22 protein-coding genes are annotated in these 19,639 nt (G+C 62.4%); 3 read left to right on the forward strand and 19 right to left on the reverse strand.

What is annotated here, in order from left to right; all coding sequences use genetic code 11:
* Nucleotide 1: 1 nt before the first annotated feature.
* The 10 genes from BPHY_RS11745 to BPHY_RS11790 form a co-directional block, all read right to left on the reverse strand.
* Entirely contained in the window at nucleotides 2–679 is a 678-nt protein-coding gene (locus BPHY_RS11745; RefSeq protein WP_012401692.1) for an acetyltransferase, read from the reverse strand.
* Nucleotides 680–688: 9 nt separating this feature from the next.
* Complete coding sequence (locus BPHY_RS11750; protein WP_012401693.1) at nucleotides 689–1,438, reverse strand: methyltransferase domain-containing protein; 750 nt, start codon at nucleotides 1,436–1,438, stop codon at nucleotides 689–691.
* A 30-nt stretch (nucleotides 1,439–1,468) separates the two neighbouring features.
* Nucleotides 1,469–2,821 (reverse strand): ABC transporter ATP-binding protein, encoded by a 1,353-nt coding sequence (locus BPHY_RS11755; protein WP_012401694.1) that lies wholly within the window; start codon nucleotides 2,819–2,821, stop codon nucleotides 1,469–1,471.
* Nucleotides 2,811–3,668, reverse strand: a complete 858-nt coding sequence (locus BPHY_RS11760) for an ABC transporter permease (RefSeq protein ID WP_012401695.1) — start codon at nucleotides 3,666–3,668, stop codon at nucleotides 2,811–2,813. Before BPHY_RS11760 ends, BPHY_RS11755 begins: the two co-directional genes overlap by 11 nt.
* A 156-nt stretch (nucleotides 3,669–3,824) precedes the next feature.
* Nucleotides 3,825–4,736, reverse strand: coding sequence for a glycosyltransferase family 2 protein (locus tag BPHY_RS11765; RefSeq protein ID WP_012401696.1), 912 nt, complete (start codon nucleotides 4,734–4,736; stop codon nucleotides 3,825–3,827).
* Nucleotides 4,718–5,611 carry a dTDP-4-dehydrorhamnose reductase gene (rfbD, locus tag BPHY_RS11770; RefSeq protein ID WP_012401697.1) on the reverse strand — a complete coding sequence of 298 codons (894 nt, stop codon included), beginning with the start codon at nucleotides 5,609–5,611 and terminating at the stop codon, nucleotides 4,718–4,720. Before rfbD ends, BPHY_RS11765 begins: the two co-directional genes overlap by 19 nt.
* Nucleotides 5,612–5,618: 7 nt before the next feature.
* Nucleotides 5,619–6,170, reverse strand: a complete 552-nt coding sequence (gene rfbC / locus BPHY_RS11775) for a dTDP-4-dehydrorhamnose 3,5-epimerase (RefSeq protein ID WP_012401698.1) — start codon at nucleotides 6,168–6,170, stop codon at nucleotides 5,619–5,621.
* Nucleotides 6,155–7,048 carry a glucose-1-phosphate thymidylyltransferase RfbA gene (gene rfbA, locus BPHY_RS11780; protein ID WP_012401699.1) on the reverse strand — a complete coding sequence of 298 codons (894 nt, stop codon included), beginning with the start codon at nucleotides 7,046–7,048 and terminating at the stop codon, nucleotides 6,155–6,157. Before rfbA ends, rfbC begins: the two co-directional genes overlap by 16 nt.
* Nucleotides 7,049–7,058: 10 nt before the next feature.
* Nucleotides 7,059–8,120 carry a dTDP-glucose 4,6-dehydratase gene (gene rfbB / locus BPHY_RS11785; RefSeq protein ID WP_012401700.1) on the reverse strand — a complete coding sequence of 354 codons (1,062 nt, stop codon included), beginning with the start codon at nucleotides 8,118–8,120 and terminating at the stop codon, nucleotides 7,059–7,061.
* 199 nt (nucleotides 8,121–8,319) lie between these two features.
* Nucleotides 8,320–9,222, reverse strand: a complete 903-nt coding sequence (locus BPHY_RS11790; RefSeq protein ID WP_012401701.1) for a GDP-mannose 4,6-dehydratase — start codon at nucleotides 9,220–9,222, stop codon at nucleotides 8,320–8,322.
* Between the two features lie 375 nt (nucleotides 9,223–9,597).
* Between BPHY_RS11790 and BPHY_RS11795 the strand changes: the two genes are divergently transcribed.
* Complete coding sequence (locus BPHY_RS11795; RefSeq protein WP_012401702.1) at nucleotides 9,598–10,446, forward strand: symmetrical bis(5'-nucleosyl)-tetraphosphatase; 849 nt, start codon at nucleotides 9,598–9,600, stop codon at nucleotides 10,444–10,446.
* 14 nt (nucleotides 10,447–10,460) lie between these two features.
* On the opposite strand, the gene BPHY_RS11800 is transcribed toward BPHY_RS11795, so the two are convergent.
* The 9 genes from BPHY_RS11800 to BPHY_RS11835 form a co-directional block, all read right to left on the reverse strand.
* Entirely contained in the window at nucleotides 10,461–11,312 is an 852-nt protein-coding gene (locus BPHY_RS11800) for a lysophospholipid acyltransferase family protein (protein WP_012401703.1), read from the reverse strand.
* A 50-nt stretch (nucleotides 11,313–11,362) separates the two neighbouring features.
* A complete protein-coding gene (locus BPHY_RS11805; protein WP_012401704.1) occupies nucleotides 11,363–12,640 on the reverse strand; it encodes a dihydroorotase in 1,278 nt (425 codons plus the stop codon).
* 41 nt (nucleotides 12,641–12,681) lie between these two features.
* Nucleotides 12,682–13,722 (reverse strand): aspartate carbamoyltransferase catalytic subunit, encoded by a 1,041-nt coding sequence (locus tag BPHY_RS11810; RefSeq protein ID WP_012401705.1) that lies wholly within the window; start codon nucleotides 13,720–13,722, stop codon nucleotides 12,682–12,684.
* A gap of 67 nt (nucleotides 13,723–13,789) precedes the next feature.
* Nucleotides 13,790–14,302 (reverse strand): bifunctional pyr operon transcriptional regulator/uracil phosphoribosyltransferase PyrR, encoded by a 513-nt coding sequence (gene pyrR, locus BPHY_RS11815; protein ID WP_012401706.1) that lies wholly within the window; start codon nucleotides 14,300–14,302, stop codon nucleotides 13,790–13,792.
* Entirely contained in the window at nucleotides 14,289–14,744 is a 456-nt protein-coding gene (gene ruvX, locus BPHY_RS11820; RefSeq protein ID WP_012401707.1) for a Holliday junction resolvase RuvX, read from the reverse strand. The genes pyrR and ruvX overlap by 14 nt, the downstream gene beginning before the upstream one ends.
* Nucleotides 14,741–15,316, reverse strand: coding sequence for a YqgE/AlgH family protein (locus BPHY_RS11825; RefSeq protein ID WP_012401708.1), 576 nt, complete (start codon nucleotides 15,314–15,316; stop codon nucleotides 14,741–14,743). Before BPHY_RS11825 ends, ruvX begins: the two co-directional genes overlap by 4 nt.
* A gap of 255 nt (nucleotides 15,317–15,571) precedes the next feature.
* Nucleotides 15,572–16,981, reverse strand: coding sequence for a hypothetical protein (locus tag BPHY_RS11830; protein ID WP_012401709.1), 1,410 nt, complete (start codon nucleotides 16,979–16,981; stop codon nucleotides 15,572–15,574).
* Nucleotides 16,978–17,262, reverse strand: coding sequence for a hypothetical protein (locus BPHY_RS41710; protein WP_012401710.1), 285 nt, complete (start codon nucleotides 17,260–17,262; stop codon nucleotides 16,978–16,980). Before BPHY_RS41710 ends, BPHY_RS11830 begins: the two co-directional genes overlap by 4 nt.
* A gap of 81 nt (nucleotides 17,263–17,343) precedes the next feature.
* Nucleotides 17,344–17,514, reverse strand: coding sequence for a rubredoxin (locus BPHY_RS11835; protein WP_004186709.1), 171 nt, complete (start codon nucleotides 17,512–17,514; stop codon nucleotides 17,344–17,346).
* 263 nt (nucleotides 17,515–17,777) lie between these two features.
* Here BPHY_RS11835 and BPHY_RS11840 point away from each other — a divergent pair, with 263 nt between their 5' ends.
* The gene (locus BPHY_RS11840) at nucleotides 17,778–18,638 is read left to right on the forward strand and encodes a hydroxymethylpyrimidine/phosphomethylpyrimidine kinase (RefSeq protein ID WP_012401711.1); all 861 of its coding nucleotides are present in this window, start codon (nucleotides 17,778–17,780) and stop codon (nucleotides 18,636–18,638) included.
* Nucleotides 18,639–19,033: 395 nt separating this feature from the next.
* Nucleotides 19,034–19,636, forward strand: a complete 603-nt coding sequence (cysC, locus tag BPHY_RS11845; protein WP_041763996.1) for an adenylyl-sulfate kinase — start codon at nucleotides 19,034–19,036, stop codon at nucleotides 19,634–19,636.
* Nucleotides 19,637–19,639: the final 3 nt, after the last annotated feature.

Raw genomic sequence — 19,639 nt, forward strand, 5'->3', positions numbered from 1 at the left:
TCTATGCCTTTACCTTAAAAAACCTGCGCGCCGACACCTTCGCGGCCTGAGGCTGCTCACCCTTGAAAATGCAATCCGGCTCGGTATTGCCGAGAATATTAACGCCCACGCCCAGCCAGTTGTCCGCGCCAATGACGACGTTATTGGCGATCGCCGAATTGACGCCGATGAACGTGTTCGCTCCGATCGTGCAAAATCCGGAGATTACGGCGTGAGAGGAAATGAAGCAGTTGTCCTCGATCGTCGAATGATGGCCGATGTGATTCCCGCTCCACAGCACGACGTTGTTGCCGATCTTCACGAACGGCTGGACTGTGTTGTCTTCGAAGATGAAGCAGTGTTCGCCGATCACGGCGTTGGGCCATACGAACGCACGGCTGCTCACGTAGCTGGCCGGCCGATAGCCCTTGTCCTTCGCGAGACCGAAAAAACGCGTGCGCAACCGGTTGAGCTGCGAATACACGAGCGCCGCGTAGAACTCGACCTCGGCGGGATCGAAGAAACGCTCTATCTCCTCGAACGGCACGACGGGCAAGCCAAACAACTGATCGCGGCCAAGGTAGGCGGAGTCGACGGAGAAACCGACGACTTCATAATCCGAGTCGTGCGTGAAGCACTCGTACGCGACTTCCGCGAAGGCGCTGTCGCCGAGAATGACCAGCTTTTTCGTCTTTGTCATGTCCTGCTCTCAAGGTCTGACGATGAGGATGTCCTCGCGCCGGTTGGCCATCGGAAGCGCCGGATCCTGTGGCACCACGTAGGCATCGAATCCCTGCGCGCGTGCGCGCTGGACAAGCGACATCACGACGGCATCGTCGATCTGGTCGAACTCGACCTTGTTGAATTGGACGACGGGCGCGTCGTCCGTCTTCATGTAGTCCTTGTGGAAGCGCACGCCTGTTTCGCTTGCGAAGAAACGCTTGCGCTTCGAGATGTTGGGGATGTCGCCGATCAGCATCTGCCCACCGGGCGCGAGCAACGACAGCGATGCGTCGAGAAAGCGGAAGAAGCTGACGTCGACGAACACGTAATGGAGCACGCTGTAGCACAGGATCACGTCGATCTTGCCGGCCTGCCCCGCAATCCAGTCCGGGCATTGCGGATACATCGCGTCGACCTTTTCGATGAAAGGCGCATCGTCGAGCAAATTAAGCATTTCCTGGCTGTCGATCAGCGTCAACGGATGACTTTTCGACCCGCACAGATCGATCAGCATCCTGGGCAAGTCGCTGCAGCCCGGGCCGATATCGACGACCTTGCGGCCATCCTTGTTCAGGTTGGTCAGCTTGGCGCAGATGTCCGCGAAGATCGCAGCTTCGTGGCCCTGACGATACGAGTCGGGGAACCCGATACGCTCGTATTTCGACATCGACTCGTCCTGCGCGAAGCGCCGAAAGTCGTCGAAGCCGATATGTTCAAACCGGTTGGGTGACGCCATGCTCATTCCTCCACCAACGACACATTCGCTTTACGCCGCAACGCCCGCACTGATTTCCCTGATTTCGAAGTCGACGTCCTGCCAGACCATCGCCGGGAAAATGTTTTCCGCCTGCGAGCCGAACGTGCTCTGGAATACCCGCGCGTTCTCGAGTACGTCCAGATACTGATGCACCTTGTTCTGCTGAACGATGTTCTCGACGCCAACATTCACGGTATATCCACCTTGAGCCAGCATATTGACCCCGGTTATATCGACGCAATAAGTCTTACCCGCTTCGAACGACGGCATGTTGACGTGGGGAAAGTTGGAGTTCATCGCCCCCACGATCTGATTCCCCTTGAAGTCGCGCAGCGAATAGCCAATGGCCGGGTTCTCGATGTCAGTGTTCGCCCTGAGGATCACTCTCAGCTTGTACGGCTCGTGCAACTCGAGCAATTCCGTTCCATGTCCTTCCTGATCCATCAGTGTGACGTCCAGAATGGTTGCGCGACCGTCACCGTAGCGACTATGGCCGTCGAGGAACGCCACCGGCTCGTGAGGCACGACTTGCTCAACCGGACCCGGCAACGGCTGCGGCTCGGCTTCGGACACCTTCTTTGTCGTAATCCGGTTGATGTCGAGGTTCATCTCACTGACGTAAGCCCCGACCACCTCCTTCGGATCGCCATACGCAACCGCGCGCCCCTGCTTCAGCCAGAGCACCTTGCTACAGATATTGCGCACACTGCTCATATCATGGCTCACAAACAGCACCGTCGTGCCGCGGTCCATCAACTCGCGAAGCCGGACCATGCACTTGGCCTGGAACGCGAGATCGCCGACGGCCAGCGCCTCGTCGACGATCAGAATGCTCGGGTCCATGCTCGCCGCAATCGCAAACGCGACTCGAACGTACATCCCGGACGAATACATCTTGACGGGCTGATCGATGAACATGCCGACGTCGGCGAACGCGACGATATCGTCGTAGCGCGCTTCGATCTCCTGTTTGCTGAGGCCAAGCAGCGTCCCGTTCATGAAGATGTTCTCGCGCCCGGTGAACTCCGGGTTGAAGCCCGCGCCCAGTTCGAGCAACGCAGCCACCCGGCCGTTCACCTCGACATGCCCCTGCGTCGGGCTCAAGGTGCCGCAGATCATCTGCAGCAGGGTGGACTTGCCGCTCCCGTTGCGACCGATGATCCCGACCGTCTCGCCCTTCTTCACCTCGAAGGACACGTCATTGAGCGCCCAGAACTCACTGAAATAGTGCTTCGGCTGCCCGCCAACCAGCCGCTGAACGCGTGGCAGCACGAACTGCTTCAGCCGGTCGCGCGGCGTCTCGTAGATCTGATAGCGTTTGGCGAGATGGTGTACGCCGATAGCGATATCGTCAGAGGACATCGGCGAACCCCTTTCTTGTCTTCTGGAACCACGCATAGCCAGCCCAGGCGACGACACACGCCGCGATCAGGTAGACGGCCAGCCCCAGCCAGTTCGGCAGCTTCCCCCAAACGAGCACGTCGCGCGCCTGCTCGATCACGAATGTGAGCGGGTTGGCCATGATAAACGGCTGAAAGCGCGGCGGCACCGCGTCCACAGGATAGAACACAGGCGAAAGAAACATCAGGACCGTGGTCAGCAGCGAGATGGTTTGCCCCACGTCACGCAGGAAAACGCCGAGCGAAGCGAGGATCCACGCCAGCCCCAGCGTGACGATGACGAGCGGCAGCAGCACCAGAGGAAAGAACACGACCGTCCATGGCAGGCCGCCGTTGAAAATCAGGATCGCGCACAACAGCACGGCAACACTCACCAGACTGTGGAAGAGCGCCGCGCCCATCGTGGAGACCGGCAGAACTTCGATCGGAAACACCACTTTCTTCACGAAATTGACGTTCGCGATCACCAGCGTGGGCGAGCGGTTGATCACTTCCGAAAACAGGTTCAGCACAATCAGCCCGACGAACAGCAGCACGGCGAACTCGGTCTTGCTCTGCACGGCGCCCGCACCGCCCCAACGCGCCTTGAACACCTCTGAAAACACGAAGGTGTAGACGGTCAGCATGAACAGCGGCTGGACAAAAGACCAGGCGAGTCCCATCGCTGAACCCTTATAGCGGCCGAGCACCTCGCGACGCGTCATCTGCGCGATCAGCTGGCGGTTGCGCCACAACCCCAAAACCAGGGACACAGGGCCGCAAGGCGTCGCCGCGTGCGGGTCGAACGCCCGGGTCGTCGGCACGTTCATGCGTAACACTCCAAAGTAAGCTCCTTCAATCGTGATCGCGGGCAGCGCGGCCAATTTGCCTGCGCCGCCCTGTTACATCCACACTCGCGTAGTCATAAAATCCGCACCCCGCCGCTCGCGAGCCACCTCGCAATCGAATGGCCGGGCGACGTCGCCTCAGTGGCGCCCCAGCCGGCCGGCCCAGCCGTCCCGCAGGCCCCGCAAGGCCATCATGATGTGCTGTGAGCGCTGGTCGGGGAAGAACGAATAGACCACGAGCCGGACGGGCAGCTTGACCAGCTCCGTGGTTTTCCAGCTCCACGGCATGTACGAGCGCTTGAGCAGAGCGATGACGTTGCGGAATTGATAATAATGGCGCAACGGACCGTGCATCGGGTACGGACGGCCGAAAATCCGCACGGGTTCGGCGCCGAGTTCATGGCTCATCCGGATCCAGGGCAGTCCCAGAATACGATAGCCCTTCTGCTTCGCCCGCACGCACCACTCCAGATCGACGAAATCGATAAACAGCGCGTCGTCCATCGGTCCCACCTCGGACCAGTAGCGCAGGTTGATACAAGAACCGGAGGTAATCAGAAAGTCGACGTCGACGGGTTCATTGCCCTCGGGCACCAGCCGTTCGAGTTTCCAGTGACGAAACCGCACGAACGGGGCGACGCCGCCGAGACGTGGATCGTCATAGGCAGGGCCAACCAGCGCAACCCGTTCGCCCGCTTCGTTCGACCGGGCGACTTCGGCGGGAAGATCCGACAGGAGCGCAGCCGGCGGGTCGCTGTCCTGGTCGAACAGCAGCGCCATCTCGACGCCGTTGCGCCTGAGCGCCTCGATGCCCTGATTCAGCGCGGTCGCGATGCCGACGTTCTCGCCGTTCGGCAGATACACGATCGCCTCCGACAGGCCAAGACTGGCGGCCGGGAGGATGGCAGGCGTGTTGTCGACCACGACGCAGGGCATCCTCGACGCGAGCCGGTTGGCTCGTTCGATACACGCAGCGTCCGGGTTGAAAAAAACGACCACCGCACCGGCACGGGGCGCAGCCGATGTCTGCGTCAAGGTGCCGCCATGCATAGCTGCAATGCTTCACGCCAGTCGGGAGCACGCACACCAAATGCAGCGGCCAGCTTGTCGTTCGACATCGACGAGTTGGTCGGTCGGCTTGCCGGTGTGGGATACGCGGAGGCGGGGATGGGCTTCACGGCCGGCTTTTTTTGCAGGCTCGAGAACTCGAAGATCGCCTCGGCGAAGCCATACCACGACGTGACGCCGCCGGCTGTCAGATGGTAGACGCCCGAATGCTCGCGCCACCATTGCTCGCCATCGGTGGCAGTGGCTTGGGCTAGCACGTGCGCCGTCGACGTCGCAATCGTGTTCGACCATGTCGGCGCGCCGAACTGATCGGCCACGACGCTCAGTTCTTCGCGTTCCGCGCCAAGGCGCAACATGGTCAGAAGGAAGTTCTTGCCGCGCGTACCGTACACCCAACTCGTGCGGAAGATCATATGCGCGCCGCCGACGGCGGCAATCGCCTGCTCGCCTTCCAGCTTGCTGCGCCCGTAGACATTGATGGGATTGACGGCATCGCTTTCGACATAAGCACCGTCTTTCGTGCCGTCGAATACGTAGTCCGTCGAATAGTGGACGAGTGCCGCGCCAAGGCGCTTCGCTTCTTCGGCAAGCACAGATGGCGCTTCTGCGTTGATCCGCATCGCAGCGTCGACGTCCGTTTCGGCCTTGTCGACGGCCGTGTAAGCGGCCGGGTTCACGATGAGCACGGGCTTCACTTCGCGCACGACACGGCGAACCTGCTCGAGGTCGGAGAGATCGAGTTCATCGCGACGCGGCGCGACGATCGTGCCGAGCCCCTGAAGGCTGCGAGCCAGTTCGAATCCGACCTGGCCGTTCACACCCGTCAGCAGGATGGTCCGTTGCGCAGACGCCTTCATATCACCCTCATGCAAAGCATTCGGCTTCGCTCAGGCGCTTTCCGGCCGCGTCCTTGGCGGCCAGCACCGGCTCGAAATCGATCGGCCATTCGATGCCGATCTCCGGATCGTTCCAGACGATGCTGCGCTCGTGTTCAGGAAACCAGTAGTCGGTTGTCTTGTAGAGGAACTGCGCCGCCTCCGACAACACCACGAAACCATGCGCGAACCCGGGTGGAATCCAAAGCTGCCGATGGTTGTCGCCCGACAGCAGCACGCCTTCCCACTTGCCGAAAGTCGGCGAACTCTTGCGAACGTCGACCGCTACGTCGAACACTTCACCTTCGACCACGCGCACGAGTTTTCCTTGCGCATGCTCAATCTGATAATGCAGCCCGCGCAGCACGCCCTTGGCCGACCGCGAATGGTTGTCCTGCACGAACTCGACGCCCGCTTCGACCTTTTCTGCAAATTCACGCGCGTTGAAGCTCTCGTAGAAAAACCCCCGCGCATCACCGAACACCTTCGGCTCGATGATCTTGACTTCGGGAAGCGCCGTTGCAGTTACACTGATGGCCATGCGACTTGGTCCGTAAGAAGGTTTTGCAGATACTGCCCGTAAGCGTTCTTCGACAGCGGCCTGGCGAGCGCAAGCAATTGCTCGGCATTGATCCACTTGCGCCGATACGCAATTTCTTCCGGACATGCAACCACAAGCCCCTGCCGCTTTTGCAGCGTCGCGATGAACGTCGCCGCTTCGATCAGTGAATCGTGCGTACCCGTATCGAGCCACGCATAGCCGCGGCCCATGATCTCGACATCAAGCGTCTTCTGCGACAGGTAACGCGAATTCACGTCCGTGATTTCGAGTTCACCGCGAGCCGAAGGCTTGATATCGGCAGCAATATCGCAAACTTGATTGTCGTAGAAGTACAGGCCCGTCACTGCGTAGTTCGAGCGCGGCTTCGCGGGCTTTTCTTCGATCGACAGCGCGCGGAAGTCCTTGTCGAACTCGACCACGCCATAGCGCTCGGGATCATGCACGTGATACGCGAAAACCGTTGCGCCATCCGTGCGCGCATTCGCTCGTTCCAGCTGCTTCGCCAGATCGTGGCCGTAGAAAATGTTGTCACCGAGAATCAGCGCCGACGGATCATTGCCAACAAACTCGCGACCAATGATGAATGCCTGCGCAAGCCCATCCGGCGACGGCTGCACCGCGTACTGGATGTTCATCCCCCACTGGCTGCCGTCGCCGAGCATCGCTTCAAAGCGCGGCGTGTCTTGCGGCGTCGAGATGATCAGGACATCGCGGATGCCCGCGACCATCAGCGTCGACAGCGGGTAATAAATCATCGGCTTGTCGTACACGGGAAGCAACTGCTTCGACACGACATGCGTTATAGGATATAGCCGGGTGCCCGAGCCGCCCGCCAGAATAATGCCCTTGCGCGCCATCGTTCCGCCCTTACGCGCGTTGCGCGTAGTTCGTTTCGACCCACTTGCGGTACTCGCCCGAAGCGACCTCGTCGACCCACTCCTGGTTGTCGAGATACCACTGCACCGTCTTCGCGAGGCCTGTTTCGAACGTCTCTGCCGGCAGCCAGCCCAGTTCGCGCTCAAGCTTGCGCGCATCGATCGCATAACGGCGGTCGTGGCCCGGTCGATCGGTCACATACGTGATCTGTTCGCGATACGAGCCTTGTGCCTTCGGACGCTTCTGATCCAGCAGATCGCACAGCGTGTGCACGACTTCGAGGTTCTTCTTTTCATTCCAGCCGCCGACGTTGTACGTCTCGCCCGGCACGCCGCGCGAGAGCACTTCGCGGATCGCGCTGCAATGGTCGCCGACGTACAGCCAGTCGCGCACGTTCTGACCGTCGCCATACACAGGCAGCGGCTTAGCCGCGAGCGCGTTCGCGATCATCAGCGGGATGAGCTTTTCGGGGAATTGATACGGGCCGTAGTTGTTCGAGCAGTTGGTCGTCAACACAGGCAAGCCATACGTGTGGTGATACGCACGCACGAGATGATCGGAGCCTGCCTTGGTCGCCGAATAAGGGCTGTTCGGCGCGTAAGGTGTCGTTTCGGAGAATTGCGGATCGGTCGCCGACAACGAGCCGAACACTTCATCCGTCGATACGTGCAGGAAGCGGAACGCTGCTTTGTCTGCAGCGTTCAGCGTGTTCCAGTACGATCGGGCTGCTTCGAGCAGCGTGAAGGTGCCGACCACATTGGTCTGGACGAAGTCCGCCGGCCCGTGGATCGAGCGGTCGACGTGACTTTCGGCGGCGAAGTGCAGCACCGCGCGCGGCTTGTGTTCGGCGAAGAGTTTGTCGAGTGTTTCGCGATCGCAGATGTCTGCGCGCACGAACACGTGACGGGGATTGTCCTGTTGCGATTTCAACGTGCCCAGATTGCCGGCGTACGTGAGCTTGTCCAGATTCAGGACCGACTCGTCCGAGGTGTTCAACCATTCAAGCACGAAATTGGCGCCGATAAAGCCGGCACCGCCCGTTACCAGGATCATGGGATTCCTTCTTGAGATATTCTTGGCCGAGTGGACTGGCTACCGTGGCGGCAGCCGCTTGGCAATTATTACCTAATTGTCAGCGCCGCTCGCAATACTGACCGGCGTCACACACAGGCGCACGTGGGTACGTAACCGGCCATTATAAAGGTGTCGAAGAGAAACGCCAGCGCACTAACAAACTGATGCAGTTTGAAAATCAGGCGACCGAGAGCATCCAGCCGATGGTGTCTTCAAGGTCGATCGCAGGCATGTCGGGCACGACGCGATTGAGCCGTTTGGCCGATCCAACCAGCACTTTTACCTCGTTTTGCCGGACGAAGGCGGGATTTACGCGAATTTCGAGATCGTGGCCGGACGCCTCGCGTACGATGTCGATGATGTCGGTGAGCGTACGCGGGCTACCGCTGCACACGTTGAGCGTCTCGCCCGCAACGGGCGATTCGAGCAGCGCCCGATACGCTTGCGACACCATGCGCACATCCGAGAAATCGCGCGCGACATTGAGGTTTCCGAGCTCGATAAAGGGCCGTCGACGGACGAAATGAGAGACGATTTTGGGAACCAGGAAACGCTCGGACTGCCCGCGCCCCGTGTAGTTGAAAGGCCGGGTGACAACGATGGGGAGCCGGTCAAACCACGTCCGAACCAGATGCTCCATCGCCAGCTTGCTCGCCGCGTAGTGGTTGACGGGCGCGGCGGGGGTGTTCTCGTCGACAACACCTTCCGCGTTGCCGTAGATGTTGGCGCTGCTGGCAATCAGGATCTTGCGCGGTTCATGTCCGACGTCGATGCACGCCTGCAGCAGATTCGTCGTGCCAATCACGTTGACGTTGTACATTTCCAACGGATCGTCGTGCGCGACGAAGCTGATCGCCGCCAGATGCACTATGAACGCCGGTTTCAACTCGCCGATCAGGCGGCGGCAATCCGGCAGGGACGTGATGTCGAGCTTCCGTTCGCCCGCCGCTGGCTCGCCCGCCGTCGTGCCGATGACCTCGTAGCCCGCGTCGGCGAGTTCTTCGCGCACGTAGGCCCCAGTAAAACCGTTCGCTCCCGTGATGAGAACGCGGTGGGCGACTGGCTGAGACGGATGCCGCAAATTACTTCCCCCTGATCCGAGTGCGCTGACGCGCGCCTTGATGCGCAGCTTGAGCGCGCAACGGCCGATTGATATCGGACGAATGAATCGGCTCCGCTCATTCACAAAGCGCGGAACATAGTGTGACCGCCAGAAAGTCCGCAAAAAATCCGAAAAAAATCGAAATAAATCCGTGCTTGCGTCCGGATCGCGGCAATGACGGCGGGGGCGTCGTCGAGACTTGATTTCGTTGCCGACCGCCGCTGGGCACGCGCGCTATCATGTCGCCTTGTGCGACGCAGTTAAGCTGCATGCGCATCGAATGTATGCCGGGCGAGTCATGACAGAGCGAGAACCGCTCGCCACTTCGCCCCTTCGAACCACCACTTCTTGCCGATGACTGCTTCCACCGCTTCCGCCCCCCTCGCCTTCGGCGATCTGCAGGGCTGCCGCACGCAATTCCAGCAACTGCTCGCAAAGGCCGCGCCGCCTGCCGACGCGCCACTCTGGTTCGCGGGCGACCTGATCAACCGCGGCGGCGAGTCGCTCGCGATGCTGCGCGACATCATCGCGCTCGGCGATCGCGCGGTGCCCGTGCTGGGCAATCACGATCTGCATCTGCTGTCCGTGTCGGCGGGAATCAGAAAGTCGAAGAAAGGCGACACGATCGATGAGATCCTCGCCGCGCCCGACGCAGACGATATGCTGCACTGGATCCGCCACCGGCCGCTCGCCCACTACGAGAACGGCATGCTGCTCGTGCATGCGGGCGTGCTGCCGCAATGGGATGTCGATTTGACGCTGGAACTCGCCGACGAACTGCAGCGCGCGTTGCGCGCGCCTGGCTGGAAGGAAACGCTGGCGGGGCTGTACGGCAACGAGCCAAACCGCTGGAAGCCGGGCCTCAAGGGCATCGACCGGCTGCGCCTCACGTGCACGGCGCTCACACGGATGCGCTTCTGCAACGCCGACGGCGTGATGGATTTCTCGTCGAGCGGCGGCATCGGTTCAGCGCCCGCGGGCTTCATGCCGTGGTTCGACGTGCCGGGCCGCAAGACCGAGGAGATCACGGTCGTCTTCGGGCACTGGGCTGCCCTCGGCCTCCTGATCCGCGACAATCTGATCGGGCTCGATTCGGGCTGCGTGTGGGGCGAGCAGCTGTCGGCCGTCCGGCTGGCTCAGTCGGCCGCCGAACGCACGGTCACGCAAGTCGAATGCGAAGGTTGCCGCGCCGACGTGCATTGAGCGCGGCCGACACGCTACGCGTGGCGCGTCATGTCGACGCCCGAACCCGGCAACGGCTCTTGTGGGTTCGCTGAAGCGGCGTCGATAAACTGCTGCGTACGATCTGCGATCTGTCCCGAGCGGCGCGCGTCGGGATCCTGCAGCGCCGCGAGCGCCGCCCCCACGGCGGCTTGGGCCTCCGCCGCCAGCAAGCGGCGGTCGGCGCCCGGCGCGAGCGGCGCGCCGACATACACATGCGCCGTCAGGGGACCTGCGCGCAGTAACGCGTCGAGCGACTGGCCGAGCGACATCTCGCCGATATAAGCCGGCGCCGTCGACTGCCTTCCCTGCGCGTCCTCGTACATCATGCACACGGGCTGAACCGGCCGCGACGCCGATACGGCCGCCTGAAACATGTTCGCGTGAAAGGGCAGCAACTGAACGCCATCGGACGTGGTGCCTTCCGGGAACACGCACATTAGTTCGCCTGCATTCAGCCGATCGGCAAGGTCATGCATGATGCGTTTCGCGTCGCTGCGCTTCTCGCGCTGGATGAACACGGTGCCAAGCTGTTGCGCACACCAGCCGACCACGGGCCACTTACGGATCTCGGCCTTCGACAGGAACGGTGTCGGCCGCCACGCATTGATCACGTAAATGTCGATCCACGAAATGTGATTCGCGACAACGAGCACCCCTTCGTCAAGACGCGCGCCGTCGTTGTGCACGACGAGGCGCATGCCGCACAGCTGCAGCATGCGCAGCGACCAGGCGCGGTTCAGTTCGAGACGTTGCTGCGCGGTGGCGCGCGGAAAACGTGTCCAGAGCATCCACATGCCGTACACGAGATGCATCACCAAACGAATCTTGCGAAACGCGAGCTTCATGTTTCGAGTCTTCCGCTTATCTTTTCAATCTCGGCCGGGTATCAGTCGGCTCAGCGCTGCTCGAACGCAACCTGGCCCGATACGACCGTCGCGCGCACGCGCGCTGGCAATTCATAGCCGAGAAACGGCGTGTTGTGCCCCTGGCTTTTCAACGCGCGCGGCTCGATGCGCCAATGGACGTCGCGGTCGAACACGCACAGGTCGGCGGTTGCGCCGGCTTCGATGCGCCCAGCAGGCAGCTTCAACACGCCAGCGGGCGCAGCCGTGATGCGGTTCAGCGCCTTCGCGAGCGGGATGCCCGCCTCGTCGGCCCACTTGACGGTAAGCGAGAGCAGCAATTCGAGCCCCGTCGCGCCGGGCGTCGCTTCGGCGAAGGGCAGCAGCTTTTCATCGTCGTCGACGGGCGTGTGGTCCGAGCAGATTGCGTCGATCGTTCCGTCCAGCAGGCCCGCGCGGATCGCTTCGCGGTCGCGCTGCGAACGCAGCGGCGGATCGAGCCGGAACTGCGCATCGAAGTAGCCAATGTCGACATCGATCAGATGCACATGATTGATCGTGACGTCGCAACTCACGGGCAAGCCTTCCGCTTTCGCCGCGCGCATAAGTTCAACGCCCGCCGCCGACGACACGTGCGACAGATGCACGCGCGCACCCGTCACGCGCACGAGTTCGAAGATCGTATGCAGCGCGATCGTTTCCGCCGACACGGGCACGCCCGACAGACCCAGCCGCGACGCGAGCGGCCCGCTCGCCGCCACGCCACCCTTCGCGAGATACGCATCCTGCGGACGCAGCCAGACTGTGTAGCCGTAGGTCTTGGCGTACTGCAGCGCGCGCAGCAACACCTGCGTATCGACGATGGGCGTATCGGCCTGCGAAAAACCGATGCAGCCCGATTCCGTCAACGCGACCATTTCGGTAATAACCTGTCCCTTGAGGCCAACCGTCAGCGCGCCGAGCGGATACACATGCGCGCGGTTCAGATTGCGCGCGCGGAATTTGAGCATTTCGATGAGGCCCGGCTCGTCCAGCACAGGGTCGGTGTCGGGCGGACACACGAGACTCGTCACGCCGCCCGCGAGCGCCGCGGCCATTTCCGATTCGAGCGTCGCCTTGTGCTCGTAGCCGGGTTCGCGCAGACGCGCCGACAGGTCGACGAAGCCCGGTGCCACGTACAGGCCCTTCGCGTCGATGGTTCTCGCCGCGCTGAAATCGGCGGGCGCGTTGCCGAGCGCGACAATTTTCCCCGCCGCGATGAATACGTCCTGCTGCTGCTCGGTGCCCGCTACCGGATCGATCAGCGTGCCGCCTTGAATATGAATCTGCATGCGCTGCCTTATTTGCCTGCTGTCTCTGGAACGGATGGGGATCAGTCGTTGTTGCCCGCGACGATGCCCATCACCGCCATGCGAACCGCGATGCCGAACGTCACCTGATTGAGAATCACCGATTGCGGACCGTCCGCCACCTGCGAATCGATCTCGACGCCGCGGTTCATCGGTCCCGGATGCATCACGATCGCGTCGGGCTTCGCCAGCGCGAGACGCTCGGGCGTCAGCCCCCAGCTCTTGAAGTATTCCTGCGCCGACGGCAGCAATGCACCGCTCATCCGCTCGTTCTGCAGACGCAGCATGATGATCACGTCAACGTCCTTCAACCCTTCGTCGAGGTTATGGAACACGCGCACCCCCATCTGCTCGAGGCCGCCCGGCAGCAGCGTACGCGGACCGATCGCGCGCACTTCGGGTACGCCGAGCGTGGTGAGCGCGTGGATGTCCGAACGTGCAACGCGCGAATGCAGAATGTCGCCGACGATCGCCACGCGCAGATTGGTGAAATCGCGCTTGTAGTGGCGGATCGTGTACATGTCGAGCAGGCCCTGCGTCGGATGTGCGTGGCGGCCGTCACCCGCGTTGATCACGTGCACGTGCGGCGCACAATGCTCGGCGATCAGATACGGCGCGCCACTCGACGCGTGACGCACGACGAACATGTCGGCATGCATCGCCGACAGGTTGTTGATCGTGTCGAGCAGCGATTCGCCCTTGCTCGTCGACGACGCGTTGATGTTCAGGTTGATCACGTCCGCCGACAGCCGTTTCGCGGCGATTTCGAACGTGGTGCGCGTGCGCGTCGAGTTCTCGAAAAACAGGTTGAATACCGATTTGCCGCGCAGCAGCGGCACCTTCTTCACCTCGCGGTCGGTCACGCTGACGAACTGCTCGGCCGTATCGAGAATGTGCGTGACGATTGCGCGCGGCAGTCCCTCGATGGTGAGCAGATGCTTCAGCTCGCCGTTCTTCGTGAGCTGCGGATTGCCCTTCAGGAAACCGTAGCGAAAACGGTCCGCTGGCGCGGGGTTATCCGCGGAAACGGTGGAACCTTGGGAAACCGGGTTGGGCGTGTTCATGGTGTTCCTGAATCAGACTGGGACTGCGTGTGCTGCCCGTATTGCTTTCGATGCCGAAGCGCCGCATTCAATGCGCACGCGGCTCGGTGTGAAAAGTGAAGCGCTCGCCGTCGCGCGACAGTACGAGCGTTGCATTGGCCGGCACGTCGAGCGTGCCACCGACGAAGCGCGCCGCCACGGGGAGCTCGCGGCCACCACGATCGGCGAGCACCGCGAGTTCGACCGATGCGGGCCGCCCATAGTCGTAGAGTTCGTTCAGCGCGGCGCGCACGGTGCGGCCGGTGTACAGCACGTCGTCGACGAGCACGATTCGGCGGCCTTCCACCTCGAACGGCAACGACGTGGGACTCGCCTGCGTATGCAAACCTTTCTTCGCGTAGTCGTCGCGATGCAGCGCAACGTTGACGACGCCGAACGTCGACACGTTCAGATCTTTCGCCAGACGCTCGGCGAGCCATGCGCCGCCGCTATAGATGCCGGCGAGCACCGCGCCATCGGAACCGCCCAGCGCGTCGCCGTATGCGGTGCGAATCTGTTCGAGCACGGCGCGGTAGAGCGCCTCGGCGTCAACGGAACTCATGATCGTCGCTTGGTCCTTCCAGACTCAGTCCGTCCAGATATTGCTGAAGAATGATGCACGCGGCTTCTGCGTCGAGCATGCCCGCCTGCCGCGTCCCGCTGCGAATGCCCGCTTCCGCCTCAACCGACGAATAACGTTCGTCGATCCATGTGACGGGAAGATTGAAGCGCCCGTTCAACTGGTTGCCGAAGCGCTTCGCGAGCTGGGTTCTTTCGTGTGGCGTGCCGTCGGGATGCATGGGCAAACCGACGACGAGCGCGTCCGGCTTCCATTCGTCGATCAGCTTGCCGACGGCTTCGAAGCGATATTCGCGATTGCGGTTCTGCAAGACGACGAGCGGCCGGGCGCTGCGCGTGAGCGAATTGCCGACGGCAACGCCAATCCGCTTTTCGCCGTAGTCGAACGCAAGCAGCGTCGCCTCACGTCCGGCCACACCGCTCATGCGTGCCCTGCGTCGCCGGAGAGCATCGAAGACGAGATGCCGAGCAGCGCGAGCGCCGCTTCGAAACGGTTTTCGGCGGGCACGTCGAAGACGATCTTTGGATCGGCTTCGACCGTGAGCCACCCGTTCTTCGAGATTTCGTCTTCGAGTTGCCCCGCGCCCCAGCCTGCGTGGCCGAGCGTCAGCAGGAAGCGCTCCGGGCCCTTGCCGCTGGCGACAGCTTCGAGCACGTCTTTCGATGTGGTCATTTCGAGGCCACCCGGCACCTGCATCGACGACGTGTAGGTGTTTTCCGATGCATCATGCAGCACGAAGCCGCGCTCGGTTTGCACCGGGCCGCCGAAATACACGGGGACATGCAACAGAGGCTCGATCTCGAGCTTGAGATCGATGCGATTGAAGAGCGCCTGAAGGTCGATGTCCGTCGGCCGGTTGATGACGAGGCCGAGGGCACCACGCTCGCTGTGATCGCAAAGGTAGACCACCGTTCCTGAAAACGTCGGGTCCGCCATGTTCGGCATGGCGATCAGAAACTGGTTGGTCAGATTGATGCGATCGTTACTCTTGGGCATAGGTCGAAGTTTAGCAAAGACAATGCGCGACTGCCGGGCTCGCGCTTGCGCCAGAATCGCAGCAGGCGGGTGGCCAGCCGTGCCGGCAGGCAGTTTGCAATGACGCCGCGCGAAAAACGCAGTCCATGAAACTGCACTCTATCATGCGCCTCCACCTTGCCGGGAGCGATGCGAGGGCACTATCGCGCGGCGGATGGCATAGGACGAATGACCGTCCCGATGCGATGCGGGCCGGGTTCGCCCGTGCCCGTTTTTTTATGCGCGGCCCTGCTCGATGGCTCGGGTCAGCGCAGGCAGGACGTTTGCAGCCGACTGCGGCGCGACACCCGCAGCGACCTTGTGCAGCATCGCGCGCAACGCCTCGGCGGCGGCCTCGAGCGAACGCGCGTCGGGCGCATCGACCACCACGTGGGCCCGCACGGCAGGCGTCGACACGCCGGCGTGCGCGCGACGGCGCCACGCGAGTCCCAGCGCATCCGCGAGCAGCGCCACATGGCCGAGGCCAAGCGCCGACGCCGCCGCACCGAGACGATACGCGGCGTCGCCCGCCTGCAACGCGGCGCTGGGGTCCGCCTTCTGCGGATTGTCAGCGGCGCGCGCGTGATCGGTGAGCGCGGAGATCGCGGCATCGGCGGTTTGCAAAAAGTCTTCGTACGCGTTGGCATTGACGGTCAGCATGCCGAGTTCGCGCGACTTGCCGACGTGCGCCGCGAGCGTCTCCGCCTGATGCGCGCCCGCCTCCCACAGCGCTTCGGATGCCTGCGTGCCGGCGATATGCCAGTCTACCGTCAAGCCATAGTCGCGCAGCAGTTCGACATGCTCGGTATCTTCGGCAGCCGCGCCGAATAGCGCATAGTCGCGCCACAGCAAAGCAAGCGTCGCACGCACCAGCGAACGCGGCGCGAGGGGAATGCCGCGCTGTTCGTCGGCGAGCGCCATGTTACAGCGGGCATAGAAACGCCTTGTCTCCGCGTCTTCGACCGTGTGGCCGTTCGCGCGCATCGAGCGCATGCACGCTAGCGCCAGCCGCCAGAAGTCATACGGATCGGGGCCGGATAGATCGACAAGGCAGGCGTCGAGATCGTCGAGCGCGGCATTGACGAGGCCCGCGACAGCGCCCGTGCTCACCAGCCCCCTTGAACGCAGCACGGGGAGCAACGCGCGTTCAAAGCGCTCGCGCAACGGCTCGAGCCGCGCCGCCGATTGCGAACGCAACGAAACGGGCGGAATCGGCCGACCGGCCAGCGCGATGTCTTCGAAGGCCACGCTGTAGCCAGGTGTGTGCTCCGCGATATGCGTGCTGAGTGCGCGATAGTGTTCGAAAAGCGAAGGCGAGCAGCTGAGCTCGCGCAGGTTGCGCCGCTCGAGCGCCTTGCTGAACGCCCGCAGCGCACCGCCAAACGCAGCGCGCGCGGGCGCTTCGTCGGGCAGGCCGCTCGAGGCCATCGGCGAAACGAGCAGCAGCGCGTCGGTGAAACGTTGTGCGGCGATCCAGCCCGCCTCGCGCAACGCGCGTCCGGCTACAAGCAGTTGGCCGTTCATGTCGCGGCGCTGCTCGAACGCGTCGAGCGCGTCGGCAATGGCCTGCTCCGCGGGGCGGACCGAGCCGCCGCGGGGATTGGGTAGAGCGTCGAGCGTAGCGGGCGATGCGGATCGAAGAGTCATGAGCGGGCTTCGGGAACGTCGGCACTGTCAGGCGGCATCGATACTGCGCCACCGGAAATGCCGGTACGGCGAAAGTAGTGCAATTGCCGGGCCATCGACTGCGCGGCTCCGAAATGGCGCCGCCAACACAACGCGCGGACTGCAGTACGGCCGCTCACGGCGGCATCCGCGCCACGCTCACGAAACGACACCTGCCGGACTAAGAACTGAAACGCGATCGACCGCAAGGAAAGCCCCATGACGGTTTTACCTGCGACATCGCGTGTGCCCGGATGTTCCATCCCGCGCGAATCGATTCATTTGGAATCGACCTGTCTTGCGTGGCGGCTCAGATACAGCCCGCCACCGTCAAGGCGAATCGATCAGATCTGTACCATCTCGAAGTCTTCCTTGCGCGCGCCGCACTCGGGACAGGTCCAATTGATGGGAACGTCTTCCCAGCGCGTGCCCGGCGCGATTCCTTCCTCTGGCAGACCGGCTTCTTCATCGTAGATCCAGCCGCAGATCAGGCACATCCAGCTCTTATATTCCATTCTTGAGTCGCGTCGAAAAGTCCGTGGAAACGGGAGCCATGATGGTACCGTGTTGCCGCCCTCATGCCTAGCGGATGCGGGGCGCGAGCGACGGGACGCGACATTTTGCGGCGTAATGCGTGACGCGCCGCGCCGACAGATGCGAAAAAATGCCCCGCAATCGTATATGGCCGCATAATTGAGCCGTCTGTGCAGGCCGCGCGGACGCGTGTGCGCGCCGAACGGCCTGCGAATGTTTCGCTCAACGACCCCATCACAACTTCATGGCCAGCGACACCCCTCCGATCGTACTCACCTTCGGCCTGTCCGACCCGACGGGCGGCGCCGGGCTGCAAGCCGACCTGATGACGCTTGCCAGCATGGGCTGCCACGGCGTTTCCGTGCTGACGGGCTACACGGTGCGCGACTCGGCGAGCTGCGACGAAGTCACCGGGCTCGACCCGGAGGTCGTCGCGACGCAAGCGCGGATGCTGCTGGAAGACATGCCGATCGCCGCCTTCAAGGTCGGCGCAGCGACGCGTGCCGAAGTGGTCAGCGCGATCGCCGAAGTGGTCGCCGATTACGACGACATCCCCCTCATCCTGGCGCCCGACTTCACGCTCGACGACGAGCACGTGCTCGCCGCCGACGAACTGCGCGAAGCGATCGCCGACCTGCTCGCGCCGCAAACCACATTGCTGGTTGCGGACACGGCTGCCCTGCTTGCGCTCGCGCAACCGGACGGCGACGCGGAAGCCCCGTCGCTGGATGCCGCGATTTCCCATCTGCTGTCGCAGGGTTGTGAATACATCCTTTCGACGGAAACGGGCACGCACCGGCTCGTGAATACCCTGTTCAGCGAAGACGGCCAGTTGCGGCAAGACATGTGGGACCGCACGCAGCAGCGGATCATGGGCATCACCGACACACTCGGCGCCGCGATTGCCGCGCTGCTGGCCAACGGTCAGGAACCGGCCGAAGCCGTGCGCGAAGCGCAGGAGTATCTCTTCCAGGCGACGCAGGCCGCCTTCCGTCCCGGTATGGGCGCTTATCTTCCCGATCGTTTCTTCTGGGCGAGAAGCAGCGATGACGAAGTGCCGCTGTCAGGCGGGACGGATGCATCGCCGGGCGAGGCACGGCATTAGTTTGCGCGGTTGATGGACCGGAACCGAAGACCCCCCTTTAGTCAAGGGGTAACTCGCAAGCGAAACGTTACCGCCGTAATCGACTGTTACAGCACGGGCAACGCTTAAATAGTATAATTACGAACTGTAATGTTCCCCTCCCTGCTGTCCGGTTGATACCTCGTCAGATGCCTGCGCCGCGCGTTTTTACCGCAACGCACCCGCGCGATATTGGACGAAGCCAACGGCAGACTGCCGGTTTCTACGGCGGAAACAAACGGATAACCGAATTGGAACACCTCCGCCCCAGCGCTGCTGCTGGCGCTCCCGATGCGCGTGCACGCTGCGTTCAAAGCAGCGTGCCCAACAGTCGCCAGGCTCGCGATGAGCCGGAAAACCGCGCGCCCGTCGAACGCATACGGCCTCATGTCCAACGCTTCAATGGCGCGATCACAGACCGCGACCGCGCGGCGCTGCTCGGCCACATGCCCGTCACCGTGTGGCTCACGGGTTTGTCGGGCGCGGGGAAGTCAACCATCGCGTTTCATCTGGAGCGCGAACTGATGTCGATGGGGCACGCGTGTTATGTGCTCGATGGCGACAACATCCGTCACGGTTTGACGAGCGACCTCGGCTTTTCGAAGGAAGATCGCCGGGAGAACATTCGCCGCGTCGCGCACGTCGCGCGACTGATGAACGACGCCGGGCTGATCGTGATTGCCGCGCTGATTTCGCCGATGCGCGAAGACCGGGAGATGGCGTGCGCCATCATCGGCAATGACAGCTTTGTCGAGACTTATGTAGCCGCTTCAGCAAACGATTGCGCGAAACGCGACCCCAAAGGGCTCTATGCGAAGGCGCAAGCAGGCATCATCGAATCGTTCACGGGTGTGACCGCGCCGTACGAACCACCGGAGAATCCCGAACTGCTCGTCGATACGGCGACGCTGACAGAAGCAGCCAGCGTATCGTGTGTGCTCGAATATTTGCGGGAACGCTTTCTGGTGCTGCGACGCTGAAGC

This window comes from Paraburkholderia phymatum STM815, assembly GCF_000020045.1.
GTDB classification, from domain to species: domain Bacteria; phylum Pseudomonadota; class Gammaproteobacteria; order Burkholderiales; family Burkholderiaceae; genus Paraburkholderia; species Paraburkholderia phymatum.